The sequence below is a fragment of the Tardiphaga sp. genome (genome assembly GCF_025356345.1).
GTDB lineage: Bacteria > Pseudomonadota > Alphaproteobacteria > Rhizobiales > Xanthobacteraceae > Tardiphaga.
The window spans coordinates 1-19,778 of the sequence record NZ_JANXTC010000342.1 but is presented as its reverse complement, the minus strand read 5'-3'; the positions used below and the strand labels follow the sequence as shown (position 1 = coordinate 19,778).

The following is a 19,778-nucleotide window of genomic DNA, read 5'->3' as shown; positions in this document are numbered from 1 at the left end:
TCATTAAGAAGGGCGTGCCGGCGCTGCTGCGCCTGGCACCCGACATGAACTCGCTGGTGATGCTGGGTTCGACGGCGGCCTGGGCCTATTCCGTCGTTGCGACCTTCGCACCGGGTGTGCTGCCGGACGGCACGGCCAATGTCTATTTCGAGGCCTCCGCGGTCATCGTCACGCTGATCCTGCTTGGCCGCGTGCTCGAAGCCAAGGCCAAGGGCCGCACCAGCGAAGCAATCAAGCGACTGATGGGCCTGCAGGCGAAGTCGGCGCGCGTCAAGCGCAACGGCGAGTTCGTCGAGACCTCGCTCGATGAGGTGATCGCGGGTGATGTCGTCCAGGTGCGTCCGGGCGACAAGCTGCCGGTCGATGGTGTCGTGTTGTCGGGTTCGTCGTACGTGGACGAGTCGATGATCTCCGGCGAGCCGATCCCGGTCAGCAAGGGAGAAGGTGCAGAGGTCGTTGGCGGCACGATCAACAAGACCGGCAGCTTCACCTATCGCGCAACCAAGGTCGGCGCCGACACGCTGCTCGCCCAGATCATCCGCATGGTCGAATCCGCGCAGGGGTCAAAGCTGCCGATCCAGGCCGTCGTCGACAAGGTGACAGCCTGGTTCGTACATGCCGTCATGGCCGCAGCGGCGTTGACCTTTCTGGTCTGGCTGTTCTTCGGCCCGGAACCTGCCGTCAGCTTCGCGCTGGTCAACGCGGTCGCGGTGCTGATCATCGCCTGCCCGTGCGCCATGGGTCTCGCCACCCCGACCTCGATCATGGTCGGCACGGGCCGTGCCGCCGAACTCGGCGTGCTGTTCCGGAATGGAGAGGCGCTGCAATCTCTGAAGTCGACGCAGGTCGTGGCCCTTGACAAGACCGGTACCCTCACCGCTGGCAAGCCGGTGATGACCGATTTCGAAGTCACCAGCGGTTTCGAGCGTGCGAAGGTTCTGGCACTCGTTGCTTCGATTGAGGCTCAGTCGGAACACCCGGTTGCCGCCGCCATCGTGGCTGCCACCAAGGGTGAAGGCTATTCATTGGGTGAGGTCAGCGCTTTCGAAGCCGTGCCCGGCTTCGGTGTCAGCGCAAAGGTTGGTCAGCACCAGGTTGCTGTTGGCGCCGACCGCTATATGGCCAAGCTGGGCATTGCGGTGGACACCTTCGCCGACGCCGCAAGCCGCATGGGCAAGCTAGCCAAGACGCCGCTCTATGCGGCTGTCGACGGCAAGCTCGCTGCCGTGATCGCGGTTTCCGATCCGATCAAGCGTTCGACCCCGCAAGCAATTCGCGCCCTGCAGGCCATGGGTTTAAAGGTCGCGATGATCACCGGCGACAATCGTCGCACCGCAGAAGCGATCGCTACCCAACTCGGCATTGACGAGGTCATTGCTGAAGTGCTGCCCGACGGCAAGGTCGGTGCGATCAAGCGCCTGCGGGCCGGCGGCCGCGCTGTAACCTTCGTCGGCGACGGCATCAACGATGCGCCGGCCCTGGCCGAGGCTGATGTCGGCATGGCGATCGGCACCGGCACGGACGTTGCGATCGAAAGCGCCGATGTAGTGTTGATGTCAGGCGATCTGCTCGGTGTCGCCAACGCGATCGCTTTGTCGAAAGCGACGATCCGTAACATCCATCAGAACCTGTTCTGGGCCTTCGCCTACAACGCGGCCCTGATCCCGGTCGCGGCTGGAGCACTTTATCCCGTTAGCGGCACGCTGCTGTCGCCGATGCTGGCGGCCGGCGCGATGGCACTATCGAGTGTCTTCGTGCTCGGCAACGCGATGCGCCTCAAGCGCTTCCAGGCACCCGTCCGGGAAACTGGCGACATCGCTGCGGTTTCGTTTGCTCCAGCCGAATGAACGCATCCGGCTCGCCATTGAGGCGGGCCGCCTCTCTCAATCCCTCTTTTGTTTTGAGGATCGCCATGTCGAGTAGGAGGCATGATGAGCTCCATGGTCTATGAAGACTGATCGTCGGGCGCGCAGCCCCGCGAGCCGAATTATCAAGCTCGCTGGATCAAGGGGCTTGAGATTCTAGTTACTGGAAGCTTTATATGTGACGAAATCGTTTCAAAGGAGGCTCGTATGAATATTGGCGCCGCATCTGAAAAGTCGGGCCTGCCAGCTAAGACCATTCGATATTACGAGGATATCGGCCTACTGACCGCCGATCGAGCCAGCAATGGCTATCGCGACTATTCAATGCCCGACGTCCATCGCATGCGCTTCATCCAGCGCTCGCGCAGCCTGGGCTTTTCGGTTGAGGAATGCCGACAACTGCTCTCGCTTTACAACGACAAGCAACGCCAGAGCGCGGATGTCAAAGCCCTAGCAAATGCCAAGCTCAAGGAAATCGACAAGAAGCTGGTCGAGCTCAATGAGCTTCGAGACACCTTACGCCGCCTTGTCCGCAGCTGCCATGGCGATAGTCGCCCCGATTGTCCCATCATCGAGGGATTGTCGAACTCTCAACTCAAGTCGTGATTGATCGCTGCGTTGACGGCGACGCTCCCATTGTCGCGCAGGAAGCCTTTGTTCCAATCGCCGACGCAGATACGGCCTTCGTCGACTCTGAGGTGCGCGCAATTTCAACGAGCTTCTAGGCAGCGGCTTCGGGATCGGCATAGGGGCGGGGTCTCAATGTATTTAATGGACTTGTAGCTTCATCTTTCGGGCATTAGGTAGCAAACGCCACCAGACCAAGGCCTCGCTTCCTGCCATATTGGCCTTATCTGTTTTCGGGGTTTTTGATGGAATTTGTTCGCGAACTACGACGCAAGCAGCATGAATTAAAGGCGGACCGCCAGGCGCTGATTGATCAGGTCGCGAAGATCGACGGGGATATTGCGGCGGTCGATCCGGTTATCCGGATGTACGAGCCAGATCGCCACTCTCCGATCAGACGGACCAGGCCCTCGAGGTTCTCGCCTGCAGGCTTGCTGCTCAGGTCGCTGAAATCGAGGGTCGCCATCCAAGCCTCAAGTTCTGTTGTCGCGGAGGCCTCGCCAGGGCGCTGCTGGAGCGACGCCTTGACGAATGGATCGCCACGAGGAACGGTGTCGATTGTCTCAAATGTTGCACGAATTTAGCGCGCAGTGTCCCCAATTTCGAGATGGATCGCCCAAGTACGCGCTGTAGTCTCGACGCTTGCTTGGCTGATAGCCAATATGATCCCAGCAATGGGAGGACAACATGAGTTGCGAAAATATTAAGATTGAGGGTTCGCTGACCGACGCGATGGAAGCATGGGTCGCGCGCCGGTACGGCAAGGTCGTCGATATTGAGATGACCGGGATTAACGTAGGTGGATTCGCCGCCGTCGGTTATGCGGCCGTTGAGAACGCCGAGGCGGGATCGGCGGAGGCTGTGGTTCTCATGCTACAGCACGATCCGGAAGGCGGCCCCGACAGCTATCGCCTGAAGGATATGGCTGAGGAAGAGGGGCCCGTACTCGACTTTTGCCCAGAGCGTATCCTCGACAAGCTCTCGCCAACCGCTGACGTTCTAGCGTTGCATTGGCCGGTGCGCTGTCGGGATCAGGCGACGGAAGCCTCACGGAATTCACCTTTTGCGATGAACTCGCGAGTCCTTCAAGAAGCCGCACAAGAGCGATTCAGCTGATCTTCTTGACGGCGTGCTTGGTGACAAAACCATAGCCGCAGGTGTCGCAGGTCCAGAGATAGCTCACCACATCATCCGACAGGAAGGCCGATGATTCGGCGGCGATCATCGAATCGGCACAAACGGGGCAGGTCGGAAGCTCGCTTCCACGCGGACAAGGTTGGAAAACGCGGGTCGAACGCACCGCAGCAATCGCTGGCATCGTGACCTCCTTGCCATCAGACGACGAGCAATCATAACCTGATTTCTTTGACGGTGTCGCAACACAAATGCGTTCGTTTTAGGTTTTTTGAATCTACATTTTTTCAGTAGTTTGCTGCGAATCTTGGCGGTGGGTGGCTGGCTCGATTGCCTACGCGCCGCCACAGATGAGATGTAGCCTCGCAATTACCGTTGCGTTTGCATAATCAGGCAGCAGGAGTTCGGCCATGGATAGATCGCCAGACAGTATTGCTTCGCACCGACCGGGCCGCGGCCGCGTCTTCGGCAGCGTGGTCGAGGCGATCGGCGATACGCCGATCGTCAGGCTGGTGCGGTTGCCGAAGCAGCACGGCGTCACTGCCACCATTCTCGCCAAACTGGAATATTTCAATCCGTCGACCAGTGTGAAGGACCGCATTGGCGCGGCGATGATCATCGCCATGGAGAAGGCGGGTACGATCAATGCCGATACCGTGCTGATCGAACCCACTTCCGGCAACACCGGTGTCGCGCTGGCCGTTGTCGCAGCGTCACGCGGCTACCGGTTGAAACTGGTGATGCCGGATTCGATGTCGATCGAGCGCCGCAAGATGCTGGCGTTTCTCGGCGCCGAACTGGTGTTGACGCCGGCGGCGCAAGGCATGAAGGGGTCGATCGCGGTGGCCGAGGAACTGGTGCGAACCACACCCAACGCCGTGATGCCGCAGCAGTTCAAGAACCTCGCCAATCCCGAAATCTACCGTCACACCACCGCCGAAGAAATCTGGAACGACACCCAGGGTGAGATCGATTTCATCGTCGCGGGCGTCGGTACCGGTGGTACCATTACCGGCATCGGTCAGGTGCTGAAGGCGCGCAAGCCGTCGCTGCGGATCGTCGCGGTCGAGCCTGAGGAAAGTCCGGTGCTATCCGGCGGCCAGCATTCCCCGCACAAGATCCAGGGCATCGGCGCCGGTTTTGCGCCCGAGGTGCTGGACCGCGCGGTGATCGACGAGATCATCAAGATCAATAGTGCGACGGCGGTTGAAACGTCGCGGGCGCTGGCGCGCAATGAAGGTATCCCGGGCGGCATCTCGTCCGGCGCGGCGATCGCGGCGGCGCTGCAACTCGGACAACGGCCGGAGAATGCGGACAAGACCATCCTGGCGATTGTGCCGTCGTTCTCGGAGCGTTATCTTTCGACCGTATTGTTCGAAGGAATCTGATCATTATGGCCCAGACCCCGCGGCGCCCTCGCACGCTTCAGGATGCCCGCAGCGAGGCCGAGGCCGCATTCAAGCAGACCACCACGAAGGTGATGGAAGCCCCGGCCAGCAAACCCGCCGTCCCAGGGGTTCGCGAACTGGTGTCGCTGCGGATCGACCAGGAGGTGCTCGAGCACTTTCAGGAAGGCGGTCCGGGCTGGCAGGACCGCATCAACGATGCGCTGCGAAAGGCCGCGGGCAAGTAGCCGTGCCCCCCGCAAGATGGCTGCCCTCGCTCGGTCTTGGCCTGGCCATCACATTCCAGGCCGCGCGAGCTGCGCCGGTACCCTTCAGTTGCATCATCCTGCCAGGCGAGACGCAAGCCAGCGTGATGATGACCAACACGCTCGACGTCGATGCGTCATGCATCGTGACATGCAAATTCTCGACCACCAAATATGACAACAACCCGCAGATCACCTGCGGCAAGCCGGTGCCGGCCGGCAAGGAAGTCGAGATGTGCCAGATCGGCTCCGGCGGTAACAAGTTCGTCAAGCCGATCGACGGCAGCGCCGATTGCATCAAGCTGCCATGAAGCGGGTCCGGCGATACCGGACTGCGATGGTGCGCCTCAGCGTCCGAAAATACCGCCGACCATGCCGCCAATGAAGCGGCCAGGGCCCGCCATGTCGGGACCTCGGCCACCACCACCATTGCCGCCGCTCTGACGACGCTGGCGGCGCTCCGGCTTGGCGCGCTCTTCCGGCTCGTCGTTGCGGGCGACGATCTCGGTCAGCAGCGCACCGTGCTGCAGCCGGTTGAGATAGCCCGATTTCGGATAATTGCGGGCGGCCTGCCAGCGCATGATCACCGCGCGGGTCGATTCACTGAATGTGCCGCTGACCTTGGTGTCGAAGCCAAGCCCGGTGAGACGGCGCTGCACATCGCGGCGCAGGCCCTTGTCGAGGCCGATCTGGTCTTCCGTGATCTGGCTCGACGGTTCGGTGTAGACGGCCTTGTCGATCCCGGTGGTGAGGTTCCGCGTGGTGGTTGATGCGCCATCCTGCAGCGAGGCGATGCGCGCCAGCGCCAGCGGCTTGAACTGGCCGACCGGATACATGGTCAAATAGGCGTTCAGCTCTTCCGGCTTGTTGGAATCCTTGATTGAGCGCCAGAATTCCAGTTCGACATCGGAATTGGCGGTTGCTGCCGCGGCAGCCGGTCCGGCGACGGGAATTGCGGACGCGGCCGTGCCGCTGGTCGGATTGAGATAGACCGAGCCGATCAGGTTGGTGTGGCCCCAGGGCAGTTGCCCCTTGCTGGTTTCTTCATTGACCTGCGCGCGTACTCTGGTCATGGCCTGCTGGATCTCGACCCCGGGGCTGGCAATATTGGCCAGCAGCGCACGGGTGAACGGGCTGTTGCTGCCGGACTGGCCATCCAGCGCCGTCTGGCCGGGGCCGGTAGCGAAGGCGATCAGCGTGCCCTCGCTGGATTTCATTTCGGCGAGGCCGGTGGTGACCGAGACGCTGCGGGTGGTGGACGCCGAGCGGATCTTGGCGGCAAAGGGATTGTCACGACAGGCATCGAGGAACACCAGCTTGACCTTGGCATCGCCCATGGTCTGGTCGAGCGTGGTTTCGATGTTGATCGCGGCGCCGAGCTTGACGTCCATCTCCGACTTCAGATTGGCATCGATCGGCAGCAGGTAATTGATCCCGTTCACCGCGATGCCGTGACCGGCGTAGAAAAATAGCGCGATGTCGGCGCCCTGCGCCTTGCGGCCGAAATCGAGCAGCTTCTCGGTCATCGCGTCGCGGGTCAGGTTGGAGCCTTCGACCACATCGAAGCCGACATTGCGCAAGGTCATAGCCATCGCCTTGGCATCGATGGTCGGGTTGGGCAGTGGTTCGACGTTCCGATAGGCGCCGTTACCCACCACAAAAGCCACGCGCTTGTCAGCGAGGGCGGCGTCGGCTGAAAACAGCACCGATAACATCGACAGCGCAAGGAAAGCGTAGCGCATCTGCAATCTCCCGACCGGTCCAGCAGGATCCGAAGTCTGCGACCATCGATAACACCGTTTCGCCACATTTGGAAATGGATTGAAATGGTCGGGAAGCTCTCGCAGAGCAGGGCGCGCTACCGTGCTGTTACGCCGTCGCGCGGGTCGGCGCCGCACCCGGACTGCGCAAATTGAGCATATTGCCGGCGAGAATCAGCACGGCACCCAGCACCGTGAAGATGTCGAGCCGTTCGGCATAGAGCAGCCAGCCGATGGCGGCGCTGAGCGGCACGCGCAGAAAATCCATCGGTACCACGACCGTGGCGTCGGCGTAGAGCATCGCCCGCGCCATGCAGAAATGAGAAAACGTACCGCAGAACGCGATCACCACCAGCCAGACCCAGACATAGGCCGAGGGCCACTGCCAGAAATACAGCGCCGGAACGAAACCGGCGACCGACTGCACGATGATCATCCAGAAGATAATCTTCAGCGCGCTCTCGGTGCGGGTCAGCGACTTGATCATGGTGATGGAAATGCCGAAGCCGAACGCGGCGCCAAGCGCCACCAACTGTCCGAGATTGACGGCGCCGGCGCTCGGCCGAACGATCACGACGACGCCGATCAGGCCGAGCACGATCGCCGTGATCTTCCACACCGTCATCTTTTCGCCGAGGAAAATCGCGGCCATGATCGCGATCCAGATCGGCATGGTGAATTCGATCGACACCAGCTGACTCAGCGGAATCAATGTGAGTGCGAAAAACCAGCCAATCTGCGAGATGTAATGCACCAGATTGCGCGTCAGGTGCGTCATCGGCCGCGCGGTCTTCATCGCGGTGAATCCGCCATTGAAATAAAGGATCGGCAGTAACCACAGGAAGCCAATCACCGAGCGCACTTCCATAACCTGGAACACGTTCAACTCGCGCAGCGTCTCACGCCCGGCAATGGCCACGAACAGCATCAGCAGCAGCCAGCCGGACATCCACAGCGCAGCGCGGGGTTTCGACGGCGTACGGTCCAACACGGGAGGATACCTGGTGGCGTTGCAAAGCTCGCGTAGCAACGGGCGCATGTAAGCGAAGGTTGTATCGGCGAGCTTGCCGAGCTTTGCAACGCGCGAATATGCCGGGCGTGCGATGCGCAGGTGACTGGCTCGGCACAAACGCAAATCCCCGGCCGCGAGCGACCGGGGATGCAAGGCTCAAGCGCTGGATAAATTAGCTGCGGTTCAGCGCGATGTTGGCGCCCTTGAAAGCGCCTTCCGAGGTGATGGCCACGTTCTGCTTGTTGCCCGTGGTCGTCATCGTCAGTTTCGCGGTAAAGGCCGGCGCGGACACGATGACGTTGAACTTTCCGTTGCCGGCATTGCCTTCGAGCGATCCGCTCACATTTCGGGTGGTCTCCGCCCATCGGCCGGTGAGGGTGCCGCCCTTGGCGAGCACGTCGCTCTTCAGCTCGAACTTGTAACTGTCACTGGCGCAGAGCAGGGCCTGATTGAGGCCGTTACCTTCGCTGCTGACGGCATAGGTCGCCTTGCAGCGAATGCGCTCCTGCGCGCCGCCGTCGAGCGAAATGGTTCCGGTCCCGGACCAGACTCCAGCCATGCCGGCAAACGGCGCCGACTGCGCGAACGCGGCCGATCCCGAAACCATCAAGGCCGCGCCGAACACTGTCGAGCCAACCAACTGCATAACCGCCGAACGAGAGTTCATAAATTCATTCCCAATTTGATTATTGACGTGACGCTTCCCAGCGACCGCTGCACGGCACCCCGCCAGATGCCCCATTCCACTTGCCCGAACCGGTGTTCCCGCTCAGCTGACCGTTGGCAAAGGCGGCGCCGATCGAGACCCGGACCATGCCTTCGCGGCCAACCTTGCCGGACACATCAGCCCCGGGCGCCGTCACTCTACCGTCGGTTACGGTAAGTGGATAGCGCGCCGTCGGCTCGCAACTGCCAGTCTTGGTGACGATTGTGACATTCCATAGACCATCATAGGCGTTATCTGCCGCATGAGCCGGCGCCGCCGCGCCCATAATGAGCAAGCCGCAATAGAGTGTCGCGATGCGGTTGAAACGCATGAGGCATATCCCTGATGTTGTGATGCTGTCGTAATGGGCACATAATGTGTCCAAACTTTGCTGCGATGCGGCAATTGCACGACAACTTTTCACGCGGGATTAATCCGGCAGGGCTGTTTTTGTTCCGCAGAGCAGTTTCTCGGCGGAAAACAGCGGCTCACGCGTGTTTCAGACCAGTTTGGGCGCCTTGGTCGCGAATTGCTCGTCCTGCGGGATGGCCGGCAGGCTGTGATTCTTCAAGGCGTAATCAACAATGTCACCGAGCAATTTCTGACCGAGCGGAGCCAGCGCTCGCTCCCATAATTCGCGGGCGGTCTCGCCCTTCTTCACGAAACACCATTCCTGCAGCGCGATGGCGCCGCCGTCCATGGTGTCCGCGAGATGATAGATGGTGCCGCCGGCGATCGGATCGCCTTCGCGAATCGTCCATTCGACCGCCGCGATGCCGCGGTGACGGGGCAACAGCGAGGGGTGATAGCCGATACCGCCCATTTTCGAGGCGGCGAGCGCGTCCCTGCCGATTCGCGCATGGCTGTGGGCGGTGATGATCAGGTCGGTGCCCTCGGCGATTTCCGACGCCACCACCATCTTCGGATTGGCCTGTACGGTCACCGGGATGCCCGCGGCGACGGCCGCGGCGGCGAGACGGTCCTCGGCTTCGGCGACCACCACCCGGGCGATTTCCACCTGATGGTTACGCAGCGTCTCGAGGGTGATGACGCCAAAATGGCGGGAGCCGACGAGCGTGATGCGCATGGTTCAGTTGTCCGCAGGTAGAAAGCCGGAGTGTGGCGATGGTCATGGTGGTGGGCGGGATGGGGCTCGAACCCATGACCATTCGATTAAAAGTCGAATGCTCTACCAACTGAGCTACCCGCCCCCGAGGGGGTGATAGAAGGCGCGTCCGCGCGGGTCAAGAGCGCGGTCCACAGTTGTGAGAATTGCCCCATCGCGACGCATGCGGATCGCTCAGCTCGCCTTGCGCTGGATCTCCGAAGCCACCGGCGGCGCAACCTGTATGGCATTGTGCATCGTTACCGGCCGTAGGCCGATCAGTTCGGCGGTTCGCACCGTGGTGTTGCGCCACCAGACAAAATCATTGGATCGCGAGTTTTCCAGAATCGCAATCGCCACGGCCGACAGGAACGGCAGGCTTTCCAGCACCAGCACGCCAGCGAAGATATAGATCTCGGTGACCTGCTTGAAGCTGTTGGACATGATCAGCACCCCGGCGCCGACCAGCAGCAGGGCTCCAATCACCGCCTCCCAGAACGCCTGGAACTCGATCGACATGTTCGACAGGCCCCCCTTCGAGGTGACGGTGAAGGGCAGGTGCTCGGTGATCAGGCCGTTGGCGACGGCGCGCGATACCGTCCACTGCACCGACATCGCGGCGACCATGGCCCCCAGCATCTGCCAGGTCTTCACGTGGACGCGCAGCCGATACAAAATGATGAAGTGCACCAGCGACACCACGAAGGCGGCGATGATTGGCAGCGTCAGGATCTTGTCGGGGATGGCGATGTCGGCGAAGGCCACGATCGGCACCCAGACCAGGTTCAGCAGGGCGACCAGCACGCCGAGGCTCTCGGCGCCGAGCCAGTTCAGCCAGCCCAGCCCGAATTCGCGTTTCTGGTCCGCCGTCAGCCGGCTGGCGCCGGGCAGGAAGAACCGCCAGTGCTTCTTGATGATCTGGAAACCGCCATAGGCCCAGCGATGACGCTGCTTCTTGAACGCCTCATAGGTGTCCGGCAGCAGCCCGTAGCCGTAGCGCTTGCTGGTGTAATGCGTCAGCCAGCCATGTTCCATGATGGCCAGACCCAGATCGCTGTCCTCGCAGATGGTGTCGCCGGCCCAGCCGCCGACCATGTCCATCGCGGCGCGGCGAATCAGGCACATGGTGCCGTGCACGATAATGGCATTGGCCTCGTTGCGCTGGACCATGCCGATGTCGAAGAAGCCGGCATATTCGCCGTTCATGATGTAGTGCATCAGCGAGCGGTTACCGTCGCGGTGGTCCTGCGGCGCCTGCACCAGGCCGACATTGGGGTCGGCGAAGGCCGGGACCAGATCCTTCAGCCAGTTCGGCTCCACCATGTAGTCGGCGTCGATGATGCCGATGATTTCCGCGTCGACCGCGGTGCGCTCCATCGCAATGCGCAGCGCGCCGGCCTTGAAGCCTTCGACCTTGAGGGCGTTGATGAAGATGAAGCGTTCGCCGAGCGTCCGGCAATAATCCTGGATCGGCTGCGTGAAGGCGGGGTCCGGCGTGTTGTTGATGATCACCACGCATTCAAAATTCGGATAATCCAACCGCGCCACGGCATCGAGGGTCAGCTTCAGCATCTCCGGCGATTCGCGGTAGGCCGGGATATGGATCGAGACCTTGGGGAAATGGCCACCCGCCGGAACGGCCAGCGCCGAGGTCTGCGCTGGCGTCAGCAGCCGCATTGTCGGGCGGCCAAAGGCGATCGCGGCGATTTCCTCGATCCGGGCCATGGCGATCAGCACCAGCGGCACCAGCAAGGTGAGGCCGAGCGTCAGCGCGAACGCCGATCCCCAGACGAAATAATGGCCCTGCTGATAGGCGAAGATGGTCGCGGCCCAGGCACCGACGCCATTGGCCGCGGCCGACAGCACCAGGGTCTGCATCGGCGTGGGCCGCACGAGTCGGAGAATCGGCAGCGACAGCAGCACGCCGACCAGCAGCGCAATTCCGCCGAGTTTCCAGTGATTTTCGTCGACCACCGGCCCGGTCCAGCTGAATTTCGGCTCGCGCGCCGCGTTCAGGATGCCCCAATACGGTCCTACGCCGCCTTCGAAGAACTTCCAGGGCTGATCGATCGCCTCGACGATGTTGTATTCCATGCCGATGGCTTCGGCGCGGCTGACGAAGGTGCGCAGCGTCACGGCCTGCTCGAACGGACCAGGCACCGCGCTCTTCAAATTATAGCCGGCACTCGGCCATCCGAATTCAGCGATCACGATGCGCTTGCCGGGGAAGGCGTCGCGCAGCTTCTGGTAGATGATCAGCGCCTGATCGACCGCTTGCTGGTCGGAGAAACCTTCCCAATAGGGCAGGATGTGCGCGGCGATGAAGTCGACCGAGGAGGCCAACTCCGGATGTTCGATCCAGATGTTCCAGATTTCACCGGTGGTGACGGGCACATTGACCTGGCTCTTCACCCGCTGGATCAGCTTGATGAGGTCTTCGACCTTCTGCTCGCCGCGGAACAGGGTCTCGTTGCCGACCACAATGCCGTTGACGTTGCTGTTGCGCTTCGACAGCTCGACCGCCGAGACAATCTCGCGCTCGTTGCGGTCGGTATTCTTGTCGATCCAGGCCCCGACGGTGACCTTGAGGCCCGCTTCATTGGCAATGGGAGGCACCAGTTCGACGCCGCCGGTCGATGAATAGAGTCGGATCGCCCGGCTGACGCCGGCCAGCGTCTTCAGGTCGGCGCGAATTTTCTCCGGCTGCGGAATGTTATCGACGTCGGGGTGAGCCGTGCCGTCGAACGGCGCATAGGAAACACTGGGGAGGATGCCTTTGAAGTCCGGAGCTTCCTGCCTCTCGCGCAACACGCCCCAAAGGGCGGCGTGAGCGGCAGTCACGAACAGCAAAACGGCGACGACGGCGCGCATCGCGACTAAACCATGAAGGGGCGAGCGTGGCCGGGAAGCGGACCCGTCCCCTAGGTCCGACCAGTATGACGGCAGCAGACCTATGAATCTGCCACGCGATTTAACAACTCATATGACGTCGCGGCGTTTTGAAGGCGGGCATATTCAAAACCGCGAATATTTACCGCCGTTCCCGCCGCGCCGGATTATTTCGGCGCGTCGGCCGGCTTGGCCTCGGGCTGCGCCGGGGCGGGCGTTGCGGCGGCGGCGGGCGCGGGCGCCGTCACAGCGGCCGTCTGAGGTTGCGCATTGGGGTTGATCCAGCAGGCATGGACGCGGCCGTTCAAACTGTCCGGCACCTTCGGATCGAGCGCGCCGAATCGTACCAGGCAGCGGAACGTCGCCTGTACATGACCGCCAGGGCAGCCGAACCGGTCATACAGGTCGAGGTGGCGGAACGCGGTATCGAGATCGTCGCGCCACATCAGCACCACCACGCGACGGCCGAGCCAGACGCATTCGGGATTGCCGGCGGGTCCGTTGATCGCCTGGGTCGCCTCGACGAATTCGTCGGTTTTTTTCTGGCTGTCCTTGGCTACGTCGGCCGCCGAAGGCGAATTTGCCGCGGGCTTCTGATCCTGGGCGCCGCTCTGGGCGACGACGCCGCTGACGCTGAACATCACGGTCAATCCTGCGATAGCCAGATAACGCAGCGCCGTAGTTTGGAACCCGAACAGCAGTCGACGCATGAAGTCCCCGATAAAGTTGGTCGCCACGGTGCGCTCCGGCGTCCTTGGCAGATGTCGTAGAGTCAGGTCCCTTTACAACAGGGATCGCGCTTGAATCCCATGACGGACATTTTGGATTTTGTCCAGCAAAGCTGAAACTTAGCACTCCTTTTTGCTTGCTTCGACCGGTCATCGCGATGATTGCCTGCAGGCTGCTCTTGGCAGATCGTCGGTGACGGGCTAATCGACAGACGTCTTTGGAGGACGGAACCGATTTCCTACCGCACGCCGCTGGCGCTTCTCCTGTTATCCCTTTGCTCGATCGCGGCGGTGTGGTGGTGGCTGGCCACGCCGGTGACGCTGGCGCATGCGCCGATCGATCCCGCCGCCAAGCTGGAATGCGTCTCCTACGCGCCGTTTCGCGGCGAGCAGACGCCGCTGGTTCCCACGACGCAGATTTCCACCGAGCAGATGGCGCAGGATCTGGCGCAACTCGCCAAGATCTCGAACTGTGTGCGGACCTATTCGATTGAGAACGGCCTCGACCAGGTGCCGGCGCTGGCTGGCAAGGTCGGCCTGAAGGTCATCCAGGGCATCTGGCTCGGCAGCAACCGGCTCAAGAACCTGGCGCAGATCGCGATCGCGGTGCAGCTGACCAAGGACTATCCGAACGTCATCAGCGCGGTGGTGGTTGGCAATGAGGTGCTGCTGCGCGGCGAAATGACGGCCGCCGATCTGGCTGCCAACATCCGTTCGGTGAAGTCGCAGGTCAAGGTTCCCGTGACCTATGCCGACGTCTGGGAATTCTGGCTGCGCAACCGTGAGATCTATGACGCGGTCGACTTCATCACCATCCACATCCTGCCGTATTGGGAAGACTTCCCGATACGTGCCCGCCACGCCGCGGCCCATGTCGACTCGATCCGCAAGCGCGTCGCGGTGGCATTCCCGGCCAAGGAAATCCTGATCGGCGAGACCGGCTGGCCGAGCGCCGGCCGGATGCGCGATGGTGCACTGCCGTCGCGCACCAATCAGGCGCGCGTGGTGTCGGAAATCCTCGACCTCGCCAAACGCGAGAATTTTCGCGTCAACCTGATCGAGGCCTATGACCAGCCGTGGAAGCGCGAACTGGAAGGAACCGTTGGCGGCTATTGGGGGCTGATCGATGCCGACCAGCGCGCGCTGAACTATCCGGCCGGCGTGCCCATCAGCAATTACCCGTCGTGGAAGCTGCAGATGGGGCTGGGGCTCGGATTGAGCGTTCTGGTATTCGCCGTCGGCATGGGCACATTGCGGCGGCGTCCATGGTCGCCGCGCTTTTCGGCGTGGCTGACCCTGGCGATTTCGGCAACCGCCGCCGGCATTCTGCTTGGCGTCGCCACCGACAAGCTGATCTATGAGAGTTACGGCCTTGGCCGCTGGCTGCAATGGGGCGGCTTGCTGGCGGCTGGCATTCTGTCGCCGTTGCTCTGTGCCTATGCGACGATGTCAGGTCGTTCGCTGCCGACATTTCTCGAACTGCTGGGTCCTGGTCTGTTCCGGACCCGCTCGGTCTCGACCGTGTTGCTCGGGCTCACCTTGATCGTGACGGCGCTGATCGGTGCCGAGACGGCGCTGGGCTTCGTATTTGATCCCCGCTACCGCGACTTCCCATTCGCCGCGCTGACCATGGCGGTGGTTCCGTTCGCCGGGCTGATGCTGCTCAACCGCCCGCAGGGCGGCTTCCGTCCGATCGCCGAATCAGTGTTTGCCGGCCTGTTCGTGCTGGCAGCGCTGTATGTCGGCTTCAACGAGGGCCCGGACAACTGGCAGTCGCTGTGGACCTGCGCGATCTATTTGCTGTTCGGCATCACGCTGTGGCGGGCGCGGGCCGTGCAAATCCCAGAATAAGCAGGCCGATCGCAAGGCCCGACAGGCCGACATTATAGAGCACGATGCCGAAGCCGGCGGCGACCAGGGCGGCGGTCACCAACACGATCGACGGCCGCATCAGATTGAGCACGGCGATCGCCACGGCGGCGATCCCGAACACCGAGCTCTTGAACAGCGACGTCATCAGCATCCGGGTCTTGCACAGCAGCGTGGGCAGACCGGCGTCGCAGGCCAGCGCGACCGACGACATCTCGATCGCCAGATAGCGCAGATACAGCGCGTAGCCGACGCTCAGGAAGCCAACGATCAGAAGCCATTGAACCTGGCGGGCGGTGAGGCGGAACGGATCTTTTTTCATCGTCGGCACTATGGTTCGGATCGCGTGGCGGGACAAGCGGCGCCCGATCGAGAACTGGAATCCGGTTCACACGGTGCTTTAAGTTCCAGCCGCAACGCGCGATTATCCCGGATCTTTTGTCAACGACTGCCGAGAAAAGACGACAGCGAGGACTGCGGTGCGGGTGGCGGTGGCGGCGGCGCTTCTTCGATCGGTTTCGGGGGTGCCAGTTCGGTTCGGCTGATCCGGCTGCTGCGCTTGCGTGGCGACGGTGGTGCCAGCGCGGCAGGCGTTACCGTGGGCGGCACATTGTTTCCGAGCGCCAGACGCTGACCATCGAACACCGACGTCTCGCAGCTACGGTTGCTGGCGATCAACGCGGCACAAAGCTTCGCGGCGGCGGCGGCGTCGCCGATCGGACCCGCGACCAGTCGCAATTGCATGCCGAGGCCAGTGTTGCGTTCCTTGACCATGATGATGGGCCGCAGCCCGTCCAGCGCCTTGTAGGCTTTGGCGGTGCCGCGCCACAGCGCACGCAGGCCGTCCACCGAATTGGCGCCGCCGATATCGATGCCGAATTCGGTCCGCTGCACAGGAATCGCGACGGCTTCCGCCGCGGCCGGTTCGGCGGCCGCCGGAGGAATGGAAGCGGTGATGTCGGGGGGGGCGGTCAGGGGGGCCGGCGCGGGCGGCTCAATCAACCGGGTCGCCGCGACATCCGGTGGCGCCATGATGGATTTCGATGCCATCAGCGGCGCAATGACGGGCGCCGACGCGGGCACTACCGGCTTGGCTGGCGCCGGTTCGGCTGTTACCACGGGGCTGACCGGTATCGACGTAATGGCCGGCAGCGGCGGCTTGGCGGTCGGAATTGGAACCACTTCACTGGTGGCCGGGGCTGCCGCCGGCACCTGGGCGGGCAGGGCAGTCTGGACTGGTGCGAGGTTGGCCGGCGCGGCTACTGCGACCTGTCGCTTGATCGATCCCGTGACCGAATCCAACCCCTGCTCGACGGAGGTGACGCGCGCATATAGCCGGTCGCGATCGCTGTTCAGCGTATCGATCGCCTGCGACAGGCGCTTGGCCTCGGTCTGGGTTTCCTTGGCGACAGACTGGATCTGCTGCGATTGCCGCGCCAGCATATCGGCGGATGCGTCCTGCTCCCGCCGCAGTTGCACCGAGCTTTGCCCGGCCAGAATCGCAACGATGACGGCCGCCACGGCGCCGACGCCCCACGACCCCAGACGCCAGAGCGTTCGCCGGTCGAGCGCATCTTCGTCCGCCAGAAACCCCGACAGCCAACCGGCGCCGGGCTCGGTTGAAAAAGTATCGGCCCACTGATCGCGTTTGTGTGACATGCGACGTCTTCGGCGCTCCCTGCGGGCCATGCGAATCACAGCGAAACATTATCAGGAAACCGTGTAGTGGCTCAGATGCGGTGGTCGCAGTACGACTGAAACTGCTTTCCTCTTCAGCGCAAAACGCTTTATGACGGCGACGGCGGCGATTGCGCCTTGCAGACGGGGATTTGGATGACCGGCAGAACCAGCCTGACCATTGTGCTCGCCGCCGGCGAGGGCACGCGGATGCGATCGTCGACGCCAAAAGTACTGCATCAGGTGGCCGGGCAGTCGCTGCTGGCCCATGTGCTTGACGCTGCGCCGCATGGCGCCGGAACCTCGCTGGCGATCGTAGTCGGTCCGGATCACCAGCCGGTGGCCGAGGAAGCCAAGCGGGTGCGGCCGGATGTCGCCACCTTCGTGCAGCGCGAACGACTGGGGACGGCTCATGCGGTGCTGGCCGCCAAAGCAGCGATCGCCGGTGGCGCCGACGATGTCCTGGTTGCGTTTGGCGATACGCCGCTGATTTCGGCCGAAACCTTTGAGCGCTTGCGCGCGCCGCTCAAAGCTGGCGCCGCGCTGGTGGTACTGGGGTTTCGCGCCGCCGACCCGACCGGCTACGGACGACTCTTGGTCGAAGGCGATCAGCTGGTGGCGATTCGCGAACATGCCGATGCGACAGCCGCCGAACGCGCGGTCAATCTCTGCAATGCCGGCGTGATGGCGTTTGACGGCAGGACGGCGCTGAAAATCATCGAGCAGATCGGCTGCGCCAACAGCAAGGGCGAATATTATCTGACGGACGCCGTCGAGGTGGTTCGCGCCATGGGCCTGCAGGCCACGGTGATCGAAACCGGCGAAGACGAAGTGCGCGGGATCAACACCAAGGCGCAGCTCGCCGAGGCCGAAGCGATCATGCAGGCGCGGTTGCGCCAGGCCGCGCTCGACGCTGGCGTCACCATCGTGGCCCCGGAAACTGTCTACCTCGCCGCCGACACGACATTCGGAAAAGACGTCACGCTCGAGCATTTCGTGGTGATCGGGCCGGGCGTCAGCATCGGCGACGGCGCGGTGATTCACGCCTTCTCGCATCTGGTGCAGGCGACGATCGGCAATAATACCTCGATTGGTCCCTATGCGCGGCTGCGGCCGGGCACGTCGGTCGGCGAGGGCGCGCGGATCGGCAATTTCGTGGAGACCAAGGCGGCGATCCTCGAGGCTGGCGTCAAGGTCAATCACCTCAGTTATATCGGCGACACCCATATCGGCGCGGGCGCCAATATCGGCGCCGGGACCATCACCTGCAACTATGACGGCTTCAACAAGCACAAGACCATGATCGGTGCCGGCGCCTTTGTCGGATCCAATTCGTCGCTGGTGGCGCCGGTGACGATCGGCGCCGGGGCCTATATCGGCTCCGGCTCGGTGATCACCCGCGACGTGGCGGACGACGCGCTGGCAGTCGAGCGCAGCCCGCAGGTTGCCAAGGAGGGCTGGGCGACGCGGTTTCGCGACACGAAGGCGCGTGCCGGCAAGTCGAAGTGAGGATGCCAGGCGCGGCCCGGTCAGGATTCCTCATCGGAGAACAAATCGCGCTTCAGCCGCCAGCCACGGCGCACGGCACGGGCGGGTTGTTCGCCGGGCGGGTGCGGTTGCTTGATGATTTTCCGGATGATCTCGGCGCTCTGATGCGGCGGCGGCCAATGCGCGAGGCGGCTGGCCTGGATCGGCCGCCTTCGGACCGGAGAGATCAGGCTCCGGTTATCGAATTTCCGTTCGCGCATGTCCGACATGGGCGCCGCCTCCCGCTGCTTCCGAGCCTTGATCAAACTCGTTGACAGTCTGTTAAACGAACCGGTTGAAAGCCCGGATTGGGCATTCGAAGCTGTCTCAATTGGCAATAATTATTGAGTATCAACGCGTCCGCAATTCTCGGTAAGAGAGGCGAGGCCGTTCTGGCATTCAAGTACCTCGGAAAGTTGAACGCGCATGTGCGGCATTGTCGGAATTCTGGGACGCGGTCCGGTGGCGGATCAGATTGTGGACTCGCTGAAGCGCCTTGAATATCGCGGCTATGATTCGGCGGGGGTGGCGACGCTGGAAGGCGACCATCTCGACCGGCGGCGCGCCGAAGGCAAGTTGAGGAACCTGGAAGCCAAGCTCGGCCAATCGCCGCTATCGGGACATATCGGCATCGGCCACACCCGCTGGGCCACCCATGGCAAGCCGACCGAGGCCAATGCTCATCCGCACGCCGCCGATGGCGTCGCGGTGGTACACAACGGCATCATCGAGAATTTTCGCGAATTGCGCATCATGCTGGAAGCGCAGGGCGCGGTGTTCGCCAGCGAGACCGATACCGAAGTCGTCGCCCACCTCGTCAACTCCTATCTCCAGAAGGGCATGTCGCCGCCGGACGCGGTGAAGCAGGCGCTGCCGCATCTGCGCGGCGCGTTCGCGCTGGCCTTCATCTTCAAGGATCACCCCAATCTGCTGATCGGCGCCCGCAAGGGCTCGCCGCTCGCGGTCGGCCACGGCGACGGCGAGATGTATCTGGGCTCAGATGCGATCGCGCTGGCGCCATTCACCGACACCATCAGCTATCTCGAGGACGGCGACTGGGTGGTGCTGTCGCGCGAAGTCAGCGTGATCTACGATGAGAATAACGTCGTCGCCAATCGCGAAGTGCTGAAATCCGGCGCATCGTCGTTCCTGGTCGACAAGGCGAATTATCGCCACTTCATGGCAAAGGAAATCCACGAGCAGCCGGAAGTGGTCGGCCACACGCTGG

General features: G+C 62.5%; 20 protein-coding genes, 1 tRNA gene and 1 pseudogene. 9 read left to right on the top strand and 13 right to left on the bottom strand.

The genetic code is table 11. The features are described from left to right. Together Q0S16_RS20920 and cueR are read left to right on the top strand one after the other, a co-directional pair. The coding region (locus Q0S16_RS20920; protein ID WP_295852494.1) for a copper-translocating P-type ATPase at positions 1–1,847 on the top strand (1,847 nt) is incomplete at its 5' end. A gap of 225 nt (positions 1,848–2,072) precedes the next feature. Then, the gene (cueR, locus tag Q0S16_RS20915; protein WP_295852491.1) at positions 2,073–2,471 is read left to right on the top strand and encodes a Cu(I)-responsive transcriptional regulator; all 399 of its coding nucleotides are present in this window, start codon (positions 2,073–2,075) and stop codon (positions 2,469–2,471) included. Between the two features lie 334 nt (positions 2,472–2,805). On the opposite strand, the gene Q0S16_RS20910 is transcribed toward cueR, so the two are convergent. After that, positions 2,806–2,958 (bottom strand): hypothetical protein, encoded by a 153-nt coding sequence (locus Q0S16_RS20910; protein ID WP_295852488.1) that lies wholly within the window; start codon positions 2,956–2,958, stop codon positions 2,806–2,808. A 221-nt stretch (positions 2,959–3,179) separates the two neighbouring features. On the opposite strand from Q0S16_RS20910, the gene Q0S16_RS20905 reads away from it, so the two are divergent. Continuing rightward, a complete protein-coding gene (locus tag Q0S16_RS20905) occupies positions 3,180–3,608 on the top strand; it encodes a hypothetical protein (protein ID WP_295852485.1) in 429 nt (142 codons plus the stop codon). Here Q0S16_RS20905 and Q0S16_RS20900 read toward each other — a convergent pair. After that, a complete protein-coding gene (locus tag Q0S16_RS20900) occupies positions 3,601–3,810 on the bottom strand; it encodes a hypothetical protein (protein WP_295852483.1) in 210 nt (69 codons plus the stop codon). The genes Q0S16_RS20905 and Q0S16_RS20900 overlap by 8 nt on opposite strands. Before the next feature lie 226 nt (positions 3,811–4,036). Between Q0S16_RS20900 and cysK the strand changes: the two genes are divergently transcribed. From cysK to Q0S16_RS20885, 3 genes are read left to right on the top strand one after another with little or no spacing between them, the layout of a single operon-like run. Further along, positions 4,037–5,014 carry a cysteine synthase A gene (gene cysK, locus Q0S16_RS20895; RefSeq protein ID WP_295852482.1) on the top strand — a complete coding sequence of 326 codons (978 nt, stop codon included), beginning with the start codon at positions 4,037–4,039 and terminating at the stop codon, positions 5,012–5,014. A 5-nt stretch (positions 5,015–5,019) separates the two neighbouring features. After that, positions 5,020–5,259 (top strand): BrnA antitoxin family protein, encoded by a 240-nt coding sequence (locus tag Q0S16_RS20890; protein ID WP_295852480.1) that lies wholly within the window; start codon positions 5,020–5,022, stop codon positions 5,257–5,259. Between the two features lie 2 nt (positions 5,260–5,261). Next, entirely contained in the window at positions 5,262–5,588 is a 327-nt protein-coding gene (locus Q0S16_RS20885) for a hypothetical protein (protein WP_295852477.1), read from the top strand. A gap of 36 nt (positions 5,589–5,624) precedes the next feature. On the opposite strand, the gene Q0S16_RS20880 is transcribed toward Q0S16_RS20885, so the two are convergent. From Q0S16_RS20880 to Q0S16_RS20845, 8 genes are all read right to left on the bottom strand, one after another. After that, on the bottom strand, positions 5,625–7,019 hold the full coding sequence (locus Q0S16_RS20880; RefSeq protein WP_295852475.1) for a caspase family protein: 1,395 nt from the start codon (positions 7,017–7,019) through the stop codon (positions 5,625–5,627). A 127-nt stretch (positions 7,020–7,146) separates the two neighbouring features. Then, entirely contained in the window at positions 7,147–8,025 is an 879-nt protein-coding gene (locus Q0S16_RS20875) for a DMT family transporter (protein ID WP_295852504.1), read from the bottom strand. 196 nt (positions 8,026–8,221) lie between these two features. Further along, complete coding sequence (locus Q0S16_RS20870) at positions 8,222–8,695, bottom strand: hypothetical protein (protein ID WP_295852502.1); 474 nt, start codon at positions 8,693–8,695, stop codon at positions 8,222–8,224. Between the two features lie 40 nt (positions 8,696–8,735). After that, on the bottom strand, positions 8,736–9,086 hold the full coding sequence (locus tag Q0S16_RS20865; protein WP_295852473.1) for a hypothetical protein: 351 nt from the start codon (positions 9,084–9,086) through the stop codon (positions 8,736–8,738). 168 nt (positions 9,087–9,254) lie between these two features. Beyond that, positions 9,255–9,842, bottom strand: a complete 588-nt coding sequence (locus tag Q0S16_RS20860) for a formyltransferase family protein (RefSeq protein ID WP_295852471.1) — start codon at positions 9,840–9,842, stop codon at positions 9,255–9,257. A gap of 48 nt (positions 9,843–9,890) precedes the next feature. Then, positions 9,891–9,966, bottom strand: a tRNA-Lys gene (locus Q0S16_RS20855). 89 nt (positions 9,967–10,055) lie between these two features. Then, complete coding sequence (locus Q0S16_RS20850; RefSeq protein ID WP_295852469.1) at positions 10,056–12,731, bottom strand: glycosyltransferase; 2,676 nt, start codon at positions 12,729–12,731, stop codon at positions 10,056–10,058. A 185-nt stretch (positions 12,732–12,916) separates the two neighbouring features. After that, on the bottom strand, positions 12,917–13,459 hold the full coding sequence (locus tag Q0S16_RS20845) for a beta-1-3, beta-1-6-glucan biosynthesis protein (RefSeq protein WP_295852499.1): 543 nt from the start codon (positions 13,457–13,459) through the stop codon (positions 12,917–12,919). A 222-nt stretch (positions 13,460–13,681) separates the two neighbouring features. On the opposite strand from Q0S16_RS20845, the gene Q0S16_RS20840 reads away from it, so the two are divergent. After that, positions 13,682–15,328 carry a beta-(1-6) glucans synthase gene (locus Q0S16_RS20840; RefSeq protein WP_295852497.1) on the top strand — a complete coding sequence of 549 codons (1,647 nt, stop codon included), beginning with the start codon at positions 13,682–13,684 and terminating at the stop codon, positions 15,326–15,328. Here the strand turns inward: Q0S16_RS20840 and Q0S16_RS20835 are convergent. Both Q0S16_RS20835 and Q0S16_RS20830 read right to left on the bottom strand, forming a co-directional pair. After that, entirely contained in the window at positions 15,288–15,668 is a 381-nt protein-coding gene (locus Q0S16_RS20835) for a hypothetical protein (protein WP_295852466.1), read from the bottom strand. The genes Q0S16_RS20840 and Q0S16_RS20835 overlap by 41 nt on opposite strands. A 119-nt stretch (positions 15,669–15,787) precedes the next feature. After that, positions 15,788–17,005: an SNARE domain-containing protein gene (locus Q0S16_RS20830; RefSeq protein WP_295852464.1), complete on the bottom strand. Its 1,218-nt coding sequence runs from the start codon at positions 17,003–17,005 to the stop codon at positions 15,788–15,790. 174 nt (positions 17,006–17,179) lie between these two features. Here Q0S16_RS20830 and glmU point away from each other — a divergent pair, with 174 nt between their 5' ends. Continuing rightward, complete coding sequence (glmU, locus tag Q0S16_RS20825) at positions 17,180–18,532, top strand: bifunctional UDP-N-acetylglucosamine diphosphorylase/glucosamine-1-phosphate N-acetyltransferase GlmU (RefSeq protein WP_295852461.1); 1,353 nt, start codon at positions 17,180–17,182, stop codon at positions 18,530–18,532. A 20-nt stretch (positions 18,533–18,552) separates the two neighbouring features. Here the strand turns inward: glmU and Q0S16_RS20820 are convergent, their stop codons facing one another. Continuing rightward, positions 18,553–18,780 carry a hypothetical protein gene (locus Q0S16_RS20820; RefSeq protein WP_295852459.1) on the bottom strand — a complete coding sequence of 76 codons (228 nt, stop codon included), beginning with the start codon at positions 18,778–18,780 and terminating at the stop codon, positions 18,553–18,555. Between the two features lie 196 nt (positions 18,781–18,976). On the opposite strand from Q0S16_RS20820, the pseudogene Q0S16_RS20815 reads away from it, so the two are divergent. Continuing rightward, a pseudogene (locus Q0S16_RS20815) lies at positions 18,977–19,778 on the top strand (glutamine--fructose-6-phosphate aminotransferase); the annotation flags it as partial.

What these genes read in the sequence shown, in the direction of transcription:
- cueR (WP_295852491.1), top strand. Translation starts at nt 2,073, where the DNA reads ATGAATATTGGCGCCGCATCTGAAAAGTCGGGCCTGCCAGCTAAGACC.
- Q0S16_RS20910 (WP_295852488.1), bottom strand. Translation starts at nt 2,958, where the DNA reads ATGGCGACCCTCGATTTCAGCGACCTGAGCAGCAAGCCTGCAGGCGAG.
- Q0S16_RS20905 (WP_295852485.1), top strand. Translation starts at nt 3,180, where the DNA reads ATGAGTTGCGAAAATATTAAGATTGAGGGTTCGCTGACCGACGCGATG.
- Q0S16_RS20900 (WP_295852483.1), bottom strand. Translation starts at nt 3,810, where the DNA reads ATGCCAGCGATTGCTGCGGTGCGTTCGACCCGCGTTTTCCAACCTTGT.
- cysK (WP_295852482.1), top strand. Translation starts at nt 4,037, where the DNA reads ATGGATAGATCGCCAGACAGTATTGCTTCGCACCGACCGGGCCGCGGC.
- Q0S16_RS20890 (WP_295852480.1), top strand. Translation starts at nt 5,020, where the DNA reads ATGGCCCAGACCCCGCGGCGCCCTCGCACGCTTCAGGATGCCCGCAGC.
- Q0S16_RS20880 (WP_295852475.1), bottom strand. Translation starts at nt 7,019, where the DNA reads ATGCGCTACGCTTTCCTTGCGCTGTCGATGTTATCGGTGCTGTTTTCA.
- Q0S16_RS20870 (WP_295852502.1), bottom strand. Translation starts at nt 8,695, where the DNA reads ATGCAGTTGGTTGGCTCGACAGTGTTCGGCGCGGCCTTGATGGTTTCG.
- Q0S16_RS20865 (WP_295852473.1), bottom strand. Translation starts at nt 9,086, where the DNA reads ATGCGTTTCAACCGCATCGCGACACTCTATTGCGGCTTGCTCATTATG.
- Q0S16_RS20860 (WP_295852471.1), bottom strand. Translation starts at nt 9,842, where the DNA reads ATGCGCATCACGCTCGTCGGCTCCCGCCATTTTGGCGTCATCACCCTC.
- Q0S16_RS20850 (WP_295852469.1), bottom strand. Translation starts at nt 12,731, where the DNA reads ATGCGCGCCGTCGTCGCCGTTTTGCTGTTCGTGACTGCCGCTCACGCC.
- Q0S16_RS20845 (WP_295852499.1), bottom strand. Translation starts at nt 13,459, where the DNA reads ATGCGTCGACTGCTGTTCGGGTTCCAAACTACGGCGCTGCGTTATCTG.
- Q0S16_RS20835 (WP_295852466.1), bottom strand. Translation starts at nt 15,668, where the DNA reads ATGAAAAAAGATCCGTTCCGCCTCACCGCCCGCCAGGTTCAATGGCTT.
- Q0S16_RS20830 (WP_295852464.1), bottom strand. Translation starts at nt 17,005, where the DNA reads ATGTCACACAAACGCGATCAGTGGGCCGATACTTTTTCAACCGAGCCC.
- glmU (WP_295852461.1), top strand. Translation starts at nt 17,180, where the DNA reads ATGACCGGCAGAACCAGCCTGACCATTGTGCTCGCCGCCGGCGAGGGC.
- Q0S16_RS20820 (WP_295852459.1), bottom strand. Translation starts at nt 18,780, where the DNA reads ATGTCGGACATGCGCGAACGGAAATTCGATAACCGGAGCCTGATCTCT.